At 39.7% G+C, this 10,302-nt stretch carries 11 protein-coding genes; 8 read left to right on the top strand and 3 right to left on the bottom strand.

Annotated features, from left to right (window positions below):
* Positions 1–57 precede the first annotated feature (57 nt).
* Complete coding sequence (locus tag AAF462_05920; GenBank protein MEM7008657.1) at positions 58–2,118, bottom strand: pentapeptide repeat-containing protein; 2,061 nt, start codon at positions 2,116–2,118, stop codon at positions 58–60.
* A 362-nt stretch (positions 2,119–2,480) separates the two neighbouring features.
* Between AAF462_05920 and AAF462_05925 the strand changes: the two genes are divergently transcribed.
* From AAF462_05925 to AAF462_05935, 3 genes are all read left to right on the top strand, one after another.
* Positions 2,481–2,777, top strand: coding sequence for a hypothetical protein (locus AAF462_05925; protein MEM7008658.1), 297 nt, complete (start codon positions 2,481–2,483; stop codon positions 2,775–2,777).
* 53 nt (positions 2,778–2,830) lie between these two features.
* Entirely contained in the window at positions 2,831–4,054 is a 1,224-nt protein-coding gene (locus AAF462_05930; protein MEM7008659.1) for an MFS transporter, read from the top strand.
* A 67-nt stretch (positions 4,055–4,121) separates the two neighbouring features.
* Complete coding sequence (locus tag AAF462_05935) at positions 4,122–4,841, top strand: GH25 family lysozyme (protein ID MEM7008660.1); 720 nt, start codon at positions 4,122–4,124, stop codon at positions 4,839–4,841.
* Between the two features lie 6 nt (positions 4,842–4,847).
* On the opposite strand, the gene AAF462_05940 is transcribed toward AAF462_05935, so the two are convergent.
* Entirely contained in the window at positions 4,848–5,447 is a 600-nt protein-coding gene (locus AAF462_05940; GenBank protein ID MEM7008661.1) for a hypothetical protein, read from the bottom strand.
* A gap of 261 nt (positions 5,448–5,708) precedes the next feature.
* Here AAF462_05940 and AAF462_05945 point away from each other — a divergent pair, with 261 nt between their 5' ends.
* A complete protein-coding gene (locus AAF462_05945; GenBank protein ID MEM7008662.1) occupies positions 5,709–6,086 on the top strand; it encodes a hypothetical protein in 378 nt (125 codons plus the stop codon).
* Positions 6,087–6,539: 453 nt separating this feature from the next.
* On the opposite strand, the gene AAF462_05950 is transcribed toward AAF462_05945, so the two are convergent.
* Positions 6,540–6,947: a hypothetical protein gene (locus AAF462_05950; protein MEM7008663.1), complete on the bottom strand. Its 408-nt coding sequence runs from the start codon at positions 6,945–6,947 to the stop codon at positions 6,540–6,542.
* A gap of 121 nt (positions 6,948–7,068) precedes the next feature.
* Here AAF462_05950 and AAF462_05955 point away from each other — a divergent pair, with 121 nt between their 5' ends.
* The 4 genes from AAF462_05955 (at position 7,069) to AAF462_05970 (ending at position 10,288) form a co-directional block, all read left to right on the top strand.
* Entirely contained in the window at positions 7,069–7,344 is a 276-nt protein-coding gene (locus tag AAF462_05955) for a hypothetical protein (protein ID MEM7008664.1), read from the top strand.
* A gap of 137 nt (positions 7,345–7,481) precedes the next feature.
* Entirely contained in the window at positions 7,482–8,126 is a 645-nt protein-coding gene (locus AAF462_05960; GenBank protein ID MEM7008665.1) for a diheme cytochrome c-553, read from the top strand.
* A gap of 145 nt (positions 8,127–8,271) precedes the next feature.
* Positions 8,272–8,676, top strand: coding sequence for a hypothetical protein (locus AAF462_05965; protein ID MEM7008666.1), 405 nt, complete (start codon positions 8,272–8,274; stop codon positions 8,674–8,676).
* A 202-nt stretch (positions 8,677–8,878) separates the two neighbouring features.
* Positions 8,879–10,288: a hypothetical protein gene (locus AAF462_05970; protein MEM7008667.1), complete on the top strand. Its 1,410-nt coding sequence runs from the start codon at positions 8,879–8,881 to the stop codon at positions 10,286–10,288.
* Positions 10,289–10,302: the final 14 nt, after the last annotated feature.

A 10,302-nucleotide genomic window follows, 5' to 3' on the forward strand; every position in this document is an offset into this window, starting at 1 on the left:
ATTGGGATTAAAATTAGGAGTCAGCAAATAAACTATCCCCCTTGTCCACATCAAGTTTTAATTACAACCGTTTGGGAATATCCAAATTTCAACACTTCCGTTTCTGCTATTAAAGCTTTCTCGTTTAGAACCTGTACCTGAAGGAACATTGTCAAAATCAGGTGCACTGCTACATGTGACTGTTGCAGCCGTTGAGAAGCTGCCGCCGCCCGCTCCCGGCTCTCCATCCCCGGCTCCACCGCCGCCTAGGCCTCCGCCTCCGCCGCCACCGCCGCTTGAGCTAAAACTACTATCAGTATTTCCGCCTCTACCGTCAGAACCTACGCCGGGATCACCATTTACCCATTCACTATTAGCGCCTAAAAAGCCTTGTCCGCCTTGTCCGCCAATTCCATCCTGTCCGTCATTTGTTCCACTTCCGCCAACACTTGTTCCGTCTGTACTTCCACCCTCTGCACCATCAATAATAGCTTGTCCTACACCAATAAATCCTTGACCATTTACGGTTGATGTTGCGATACCGCCCTGACCACCTGTAGCACCGTCATTAAAGAAACCTGCTTCACTTCCGCCTGCTCCTCCGCCTGCTATGAGTACCATATCGTCTTCCAAAGAGCTTGGGCTACTTTCAACGTTCATTATAAGTGTTGAGGACCCTCCATCACCATCTACGTTGCTAAGTATTCCTGCTTCTCCAAGATAGTAGTAAAAAGTTGTCTGACCGAAATTGTCTAAATAGTCAGATAAGGTTGTAACAGTAGAAGCAAAACCGCTATCACCGCCACCACCACCGCTTGTGAATAAATCATTAGATGCATCGCCGCCTTCTCCTCCCCAGGCTAAAATTGCAAATGTGTCGTTATTATCAAGTATTGCTCCGAAGGTTTGAGTAGCTTGATCAAATATGTCCACAAGGTCTACTGATGTGATTGGATCTTCATCTTCGTTTGGTTCACATACGGTAACAGGAAGCCCCGTACTTACATCGGTGCCGTCCGTACATATTTCTGTAGGCACTTCAGGAAGTATGCATCTATATATAGTGACTCCGTCATGAGCAGAATCTACTGTAAGAGATTCGCACGGGTCTACATCATTACCGCCTCCACCTGATGAATTGCAAAATCCTACAGAGGTTATATCGCAGGTGCCCCCGTCTATCCATGTTGCTCCTACTAGGTTAGCATTATCAAATTCCGCATCTGTAATTGTTGCATTGTTAAGATTTGCATCAGACATATCGGCACTGCTGAAATTGACGCCAGTTAGGTTTGCACTGCTAAAGTTTGCATTGGTTAAATCAGATCCTCTAAGGTCTGTTGTGCCGCTTGTGTTGCTAAGATCAGCGCCGCTAAAGTCAGTTCCGATTGCCAGACATTCAAAAAGGTCTACTCCACTTAAGCTTGCGCCGCTTAAATCAGCCCCTGAGATGTCAGCAAAAGTTAGGGTAGCTCCAGTAAGGTCCGCACCAGATAAGTTGCAATTAACGCAGGAGTTTGTAGAAATTAATGTAGTTACATTATCATCTGTAGTTTGAGCTATTGCTGTAGTCACAAAAACACTTCCAATATTGTCTATTAATTTTAAAAATCCGGACGCATTGTTATTAGCTAATTGATCTGCGTCTGAAATAGTTATTAAAAAAACAGGTTCGACCCTATCAAGATGTTGACCATGATTCAGAACAACTTCGTAGTGCCCTGGCTCAACTGTTGCTGTTACGCATTGCCCATCCGGCTGAGAAGTTAAGATTACTTCCCCTGTAGTTGTTTGAAGTCTGAGGGTATGTTCGGTCTCTTCAGAATTTAAGAAGCAAAACCTGTGATTAAGAGTTCGGTCGTACCTATATGGAATTACATCAAAACCTAGCTCACCTGTAAGATTTTCTTCGGTTGTAGCGGTAGGCGGCTCTAAAAATGATGCAACTACTCCACCTTCGGGATTTGCACGCAAGTTGCTGTCGCGAGCAAAATCGCGCTCGGTTAAAGTTCTGTCCTGAAGACTAGTTGGGTCGCTATTTCTGTCATTGTCATCGTGACAAGCAGTAATAAATGCCGCAAATATTATGAGAAATAAAGATAGGTTCAATACAGTTCTGGTGTTGTGTTTGAGTTTCAAGATATCATCCTCCACGATTGATGTGAGCATTCTACACTCTTTTGGAAATTAATACGAGCGTTCTAATACAAATGGATTGAATTCCTAAATAGCTATGATTTTATCTTTTGTCAGCTTTTGAGTATGTTAATTAATAGCACGGAGGAACCACCATCAGAAAAATCGCATCAATATTCGCTGTTTTAATAATAGGACTCTCTATATTTGGGTATGCAGCTTATTCAGATGAGGCTCATCTCTTCACAGAAGATGAAGCCAAAGAGCTTAGATACAGCCACGACGAGTGGAAAAAGGAAGTTCTGCCTAACAATAAACCAGATACACTGGATCATCCTAGCATAATTGTAGAAGAGCCAGATGTAGTGCAGACCGACAAAGGGCCTACAATAATTGCAGTTGACCCTGCTAATGTATTTATTGTTATCAAGCAAAATGATTCTCCTTTGGATCCAGGGACTCTGAAAGTTTGGGGAGAGAAGTTTTTCGTTCACATAGATGTAACTGATAGAGTGCTTAAATATTTTAAGACCAATAAAAACGGCGCTATACTTCATGCTAAATCCATCCACGTCCCAAAAGGGCATTATAAAATAGGCATTAGTATTGCTGATGTAAACGGCAACAAAACCGAGAAAAAATACCGCCTAAAGGTTGAGTGATTATTTTATATACATGTGTTATCTTATAGCCAAACAATTTAAAAGGTAATCACTTGACTGATAAAAAGAACTTATGGCTGACTACTCTTATACCATTTGGCTTTGGCTATTTTATTAATATGGTTTTTAGGTCAGTTAATGCAGTTCTTGCTCATCCATTAATTACTGACCTCTCTTTAAATCATATAGACATAGGTCTGATAACCTCAACATTTGTATTAGCTTTTGCAATATTCCAGATCCCGCTTGGCTTGATTGTTGATTCCTGGGGGGCTCGTAAGACACAGGTGACTCTATTTGTTGTCGCAGCAATTGCAGTCGTATTGTTCGGGCTGTCTTCAAGCGTTACTTCTCTTTCAATTACCAGAGCGCTTTTGGGAATTGGTATGGCTGGGAGTTTCATCTGCGCAGTAAAAGCCATAGCGGATAGAGTCGAGAGTGATAAAATTCCCTATTACACAGGCATTATTCTCGCGTTTGGAGGAGTGGGAGCGCTTTTAGCAACGACTCCGGCTAAGCTCTTTCAACTCGAATTCGGTTGGCGTACTCTTTGTATATCCTTGGGAGTTTTAACTTTTTTAATTGCTGCTCTTATCTATTTTGTAAGTAATGATGATAAGACCGGAGAAAAAGAATCCATAGGCCAAAATATAAAAGGTCTTCTTGATGTATATAGAAACGGTTATTTCTGGAAAATCTCTCCAATGCTTATTTTCTCACTAGGCGGATTCATAGCAATGCAGGGGCTTTGGCTAGGTCCCTGGATAAACCGAGTTGTTGGAATTTCACACCTAGGAACCGCCAATTATCTATCAGTGATTGCTGTTGCTATGATCTTTGGATTTTTAAGCGGCGGGTTAACATCACAAATAGCTAATAAGCTTAAAGTTTCACTCGCAGCTGTAGTCGCAGCTGGAATAAGCATACACATAATTACAATGGTAATGATGGCGCTTAGTCTATTTTCTACCCATTATATAATCTGGTTTATTTACGGCTACTTCGCGCAGATAGCCCTGGTTACTTATTCCGTAATAGCTCAGCATTTTGGCCCTAAGGTAAGCGGCAGGGCTCTAACCGCAGCAAATATACTTGTATTTCTATTTGCCTTTGTAGTTCAATATCTGTTCGGTGTAATTGTACATTTTTGGCCAAGGGTAATTGGAGGAGACATACAGGATGGATTTAAAGTTGCGCTTTGGGCCCTAATAGCTTTAAATACCTTGGGTATTGTTTGGTATCATCTATATAGGCCGACCTCTAAGACTACAAATTAGTAATTATTAATAATCTATGTAATTTAGGGTGGTAATTAGTATAATATATTCTAATAACTACTAAATTATGACTAGACTAATCGTAATACTTGTAACTGCAGTGTTTCTAGGGCTTTTGGCTATATTATTCTTTGAGCTGGGCTATGTTCGCTTTAATTACCCGGACAAAGCCGTATATCCTGTGCACGGGCTTGATATATCACACCACCAAGATGTGATTGACTGGGATATACTAGAGCGTGAAGATATTAGTTTTGTTATCATAAAAGCTACAGAAGGCGGGGATCACAAGGACACTAAGTTTGAACATAACTGGCAAAGGGCAGGGGAGATTGGTCTCGTAAGGGGTGCATATCACTTCTTTACTTTCTGTAAAACAGGCAAGGAGCAGGCTCAAAACTTTACAGAAACAGTTCCGGTTGAAAAAGACTCACTTCCTCCGGCCATAGACCTTGAATTTGGAGGTAACTGCAGCGCCAGACCACCTAAAGAAGAAGTTCTTAGAGAGATTACAGAATTTGCCCGTATTACCGAACAAAAGTACGGCAAGACTCCTATTATTTATGCAACAAGGCAGTCCTATCGGTCATTTCTAGAGGGAGAGGAAATAGAATATCCAATATGGATAAGAAATATATATCATAAGCCAACTCTTCCAGACGGACGTGAGTGGACGTTTTGGCAGTATGCAAATAGAGGTAGGTTGTATGGTATTAATGGATTTGTGGACTTCAACGTATTTAACGGAAGCCCACAGGAATTTGAGGAATTTGTCTCTTCTTATTAGTTGTGGTTAAGCTGCGTTTTTATCTTGGACTTTAGATATATCTAAACTGCAGACCTTTTCTTCAAGCTTAGTAACTCTCTTATAAAGCCCTGTTTTAGTGAAAATTTTACAGATGTAGTAATCGGTTTGAATTGACCCGCGCTTATTCTTTTTCTCAAAAGCCATAGTGCACACGATCTGCTCGCCGTTTTGTCTGGCACGCCTTAGCTCGGTGATCCAAACTTTTGAATATGGACGCTCACTATCAAGCTGTCCCGCTTTTAATACCTCTGCGACTTCGCCGGTGTTTGTATCTATCATCTGAAGGGAATGCCAGTCGTAGCCGGTATATTTGTCATGTTTTTTCTTAATTTTAAACACATTTACAAATATTTTCTTGCTCTCAGGGCACAAGATAACATCTTCATAAGTTAACTGCTTGCTGTTAGGAGTTATCTTGTGATATTCATTTTCGTTAAAGTGTCTTGCGTATAGACTCTTAACGCCTATACCATCTCCGAGCTGCTCGTAGAAGTGTGCTAGAAATTGTTCGCTTTCAGGCTCAAAATATAGCTCTAGGAAGCGTTCTTCAGGAGAAATACCAATAGATTGCCATTGATTCGTCATGTTCTTCCGACCTTTACCTTTTTTATTTTGACAGGCGACCCAGCCTGTCTTACAAACTTATTTAAAGCTAAATAACAACAAAATATCTATGTTAAGGGAATACAAACGGTTTGGTGCCGATGTATTCCAGACCCACCTGCTATTATAATACAAAAATTAGGTGTTTGTGAAGTGGGGAATTAAAAAAAAATAAATATCATGCAATGTAGGTAATTTATGTGCTACAATTATTTGTAGAACATTACTAGGAGGCGGCTGGACTTGAAAAAATATCTACTTCTCATTACTTTTGCACTCATATTAGCATGTCCTTATGCTTCATTGGGTCAAACCATGGATAAAATAGTAGAACAGTTTATTCCTGAAGACGTTCAAGAAAGACCACTTGAAGTGCCAAATCAAGATGATTTTGAGAGAGATACCTTCAATAGAGAGAATTTCTATAATAAAAGTGCAGGTACCCGCCAGTACCGCCGTACTATGTTAGCTCCCACTAAAAGTATGGACTTTGAAGTAATAAACCCGCTAGAACAACCTACCGAAGAACAACAAGTTAACACCAATGCTCAGATTGTAGAAAAAGACGGAAAAGCAATAACGGTTATCTCAATAGATAAAGATTCTGAAACCACAAATTAATAAACCTTCTTAAAAATAAATCTATTTACAAAATTAAGCCTGATAAAGAAGCAGATAATGTGGAATAAACCAATACGGAACCTCTTATCTCGACGGTAATCAAATCTTAATAAATGTAGCTAAATTTCAAAACCCAAACCGGTTGTACTGATAAAAGTATGTAATAAATATATATAATTATTAATCCTAACGAGCCCCACCTTATGCTAATTACTGCCAAGTGAATTAGTATCCGGTTACATGGGGCTCGGGTTGTAACATCCGGTTATTTGTTATTATAACTAAAATTAAGATTTTTGTAACCCCTATTTTAAATATATTTACAAAAAAGTGGAAATTGCTGTGGATAGGCTGTGGATTATCTGTTGAATTGAATCAGAAAAAAACATAAATATCAAATATATATGAATTATTACAGATAGTTGCAAGACAGTGTGATTTCGAACACCTGTTTTAGTTTAAAACCGGCGTAGCGCTTACAACTTGTATGTCCACAGCGTTCATAAACGAAGATCCAGCTCCTAATGTGTGTCCAGCAGGAAGATAGGTAGCACTGCTTCTAGGAGGAAGAGTTACTGGCAGAACGCCGACTTCTTGGCTAACAATTTGACCTGCTCCCCCTGGAGACATAGAACTATAGCAAACTCTTACTTTTACGTCCTTGTACTCTATATCGCTATTGTTCTCAATTGTGACATGGTGAATAATAGCCACAGCGCTCCAGGTGGCATAAACACTCCAGTCTGTCACTTTGATGTACCACTCGGGATGGGCCGCCATAGTATTTGAGGAATAATCAGCCGCGAATGTAGGAACAGTTAGAAAAATAAATATTGCAACAAGGCATATATTTTTTCTCATAATCTATAGTATAAGGGGCATACCAATGATATCAAATAATTTTATTTGTAAGTCTGCTTAATATAAATAGCTATTTCAGGTAACATAAACCTTTGTAATGAATAGCAAAGGAGAAGATTCAATGAGCGAAGAAGTAAACAATGATCAGCCAAAAGAGCAATCAGATAGAGAAAAAGAGTGGGAATATTTTGGAATCGGGCTTCAAGAGCTTGAGACTATGATAAAGCAAAAAGCCAAGCAGAGAAATGTACCAATGACGGACGTTATGATTGATTGGTTGGAGTTTGCACAGAGTCAGCTCGAAGATAAGTACGTAAATGTTCATCACACAATAAACCGTATTATTTATCTTATGCATGCTGAATATGTTGTTGATAACCCGGAAAAGAAGGATTAACCTCCGGTAGTTAATATATCGCTTTGGTATAAGATATTTAGTACAATTCTAAGTTGTTCTAATTATTTTCTAAAATTACTCGTTATATATTCTTAATTCCTCTAATTTTTGGTATAATTCCTTTAAGGCAACAAAGGATGGGAAGAGGAAATTACAATATTCTCAGGGTGCTCTTAGCTCTGATTTTGCTTAGCACTCTTATATCTTGCAGCTCTAAGCCTGCGCCGCAACCTCCGTCTGAACAACAGGCACAACGAAGCGAGCAGGATGAAATTTATCTCCAATACAATATTGAGCGTGGAAAAAGGCTAGTTGAGCTAGGTGGATGCTCAATGTGTCACACGCCTAAGATACAGACTCCCCTTGGCTATAAACCTGATAAAGATAGGTTTTTGTCAGGTTACGCGCAGGATCAGCCGCTTCCAGATCTTCCATTTAGAGAGATTATATCCGGGGAGGCGGAGAAAACTTTCTATACAACTGATGCGACTGTTTGGGTGGGCAGATGGGGTGTTAGTTTTGCCGCAAATCTTACTCCAGACGAACAAACAGGTATTGGATCAATGAAAGAAGAGGATTTTATAGAGATATTCCGCAAAAAAGAGCATTTCAGTCAAGAAAACCCACTTATTTCGCCAATGCCTACAAATGTATACTCTCAGCTTAGCTTTTTTGAGCTAAGATCAATTTATATATATCTTCAGACCTTGCCGCCAATAAAAAATGAAGTTCCATCCAAAATACCTCCACAAAGCGATCTGTTTGAAGGCCAGGAAAGTTGACTCTGAACTCTGTGTGATGTGTCCTGGAATTCAGAGAATCTTGGAGTTATAAGCAATACTATATAAGCGTATTCTATCTGTAATTTGCAAAATTATTATCCGCCAGCATACTAAATATTATTATTAAGATAGTACGAGGGTCTAAATGATAAACAGCGTAGATGAGTTCATAGAAGAATTTAATAAGCATAAGGACAAGGTTGAGTGGTATCTTCATGCTCCAACACCGTTTGCCGATCACACACAGATAAGAGGTCGTGACGTGCTTTGCAGCCCAATGACTGTTATGTGCACTCCTCCTGTACACGCTTACCTTGATTTCATAGACCTTGAAGCAGATATTCACCATACATTTGTCCGGGTGATATCAGCAGCATCTGATCATAGCCTCTTTGGGCTTCGTGAGGCTGTTGAAAAATTCCCGTACGACAAATTCCCTATGAGCAGGGCTCCAGAGGCTCTAGAGCTTCGCCTGCGTCTTTTAGAAGTACTTGGTATAGAAGATAACCTAACTGCAAAGGGCGGAAGCTCTGAAGAAGGCGCATTTTAAATAATCCCCAATAAAAAAAGCTCCCGCCCAGAACGAACCAACTGGACAGGAGCACAAAAAGTATTGGGTAATTCTGAGTGTAGCTGAAATATCAAAAACCCTAAGCTCATGCATCGAACCATTACTTAATAATGTTGTATTAACCCTCTAAGTCTATTAATATTGGAATTATATAAACCTCAGTGCGGCTAAGGAGGGAGCTATGGACTATAACACAGTCAGAAAAAGAGAGCTCAGAATAAATAATCTCAAATTAGCTAAAAGATTAGCAAGAGATTATGATCCCTTAAGAAAAACTATAATCCTACTACCAGGCGGCGGTGGGTCGCTTCTTGAGCGCAGTGAAGAGAAATATGACAACCCAAACCCTGGTTCTTTTGAATATGAGGAGGTTTGGATTGATCTGGGCATATTCAAGCCTGCCAGAGATGCACACAAGTTAGAGATTCAAGATGACGGCCGAGATAAGGGTGATAAAATCATAATTCCCAATGGTCCCCTTGATTTCTTGGTTAAACCCTACGACGGAACAAAAAAGTTCTTTAAATTGAGGGATTACAACTATATTGGCTATGGATTTGACTGGAGACGTCCTCTAAATGAATGCGCGAAGCTTCTTGAAGAATTTCTCTTGGAATTTAAATCCCTTGTGATGGCCAAGGGAGAGGAAAACCCTCTTAAGAGAACCACTCTTATTTGCCATAGTCACGGTGGCCTTATCGCTACACTATTTCTTCAAAACATTTTTCATGGAACCAACCCAACCCCAAGTGCAGTAAGCCAGTGGATAGATAAAGTTATAACTGTTGCAACTCCATTTTACGCAAACTCTGGACATATACGTAGATATTACAGAGGTGAGAAGATGCTTAATATGCTCGGTTATAAAAAAAAGAGATTGGCCCAAATAATGAGCACTTTACCTGGACCGTATATTTTTCTTTACTTGGATAAAGATACCTATAATCAAGATGTGGGAGATCTTGAGATAAGTGAATATCCTATGGTCGATGCAGATGATGAGAGCATTGATGTAGATCCTTATAATCCATTGTCATGGAGCAGATTCCCTGACTGGATAAACAATCACTATATAACAGAAGCTAAGAAAATTAGGAGGAAGTACACTAGAAGGTTATCAAAATCTGTTAGAGACAGAATATATCATCTAAGGGGCGTAGAAGATAAAAGGACTTTAAATAGACTAAGGTGGAAAAATATAGACGGCAGCTCATTTGATCCTCGCTACGATAAGGCTCCAATAAAGATTAAAAATTCCGATTATGGACCAGGGGACGGCACAGTTCCAGCATGGGGCGCTCGTTTGGCTCAGATACCTCTTGAGAGAACCTACGATCTTAAAAAAGCCAAAAAACATATGGATCTGATGGAACATGAGGAAACCTTGGAAGTTATTAGGTTTACAATTGAAAACAATAGGCTCCCAAAGAAAATGTCAGTTAAAAATAAAAAATATTTAGGAATTAAGTCAGCATCAGGTCCAACGGTTGATAATTTCCTGCTTGGAATTGAAAACGGCACTATTTCAGTCAACAGTAAAAAGGCCTCTGATCCGAAGATATGGCGGGCTCTAATAAGTTCTATGGTATAAGCTCTGGTTTTCAG

Source organism: Thermodesulfobacteriota bacterium, assembly GCA_039028315.1.
Lineage (GTDB): Bacteria > Desulfobacterota_D > UBA1144 > Nemesobacterales > UBA2774 > CR02bin9.

Coding starts and splice junctions, on each gene's coding strand:
- AAF462_05935 (MEM7008660.1), top strand. CDS start 4,122: ATGACTAGACTAATCGTAATACTTGTAACTGCAGTGTTTCTAGGGCTT.
- AAF462_05940 (MEM7008661.1), bottom strand. CDS start 5,447: ATGACGAATCAATGGCAATCTATTGGTATTTCTCCTGAAGAACGCTTC.
- AAF462_05950 (MEM7008663.1), bottom strand. CDS start 6,947: ATGAGAAAAAATATATGCCTTGTTGCAATATTTATTTTTCTAACTGTT.
- AAF462_05955 (MEM7008664.1), top strand. CDS start 7,069: ATGAGCGAAGAAGTAAACAATGATCAGCCAAAAGAGCAATCAGATAGA.
- AAF462_05960 (MEM7008665.1), top strand. CDS start 7,482: ATGGGAAGAGGAAATTACAATATTCTCAGGGTGCTCTTAGCTCTGATT.
- AAF462_05965 (MEM7008666.1), top strand. CDS start 8,272: ATGATAAACAGCGTAGATGAGTTCATAGAAGAATTTAATAAGCATAAG.
- AAF462_05970 (MEM7008667.1), top strand. CDS start 8,879: ATGGACTATAACACAGTCAGAAAAAGAGAGCTCAGAATAAATAATCTC.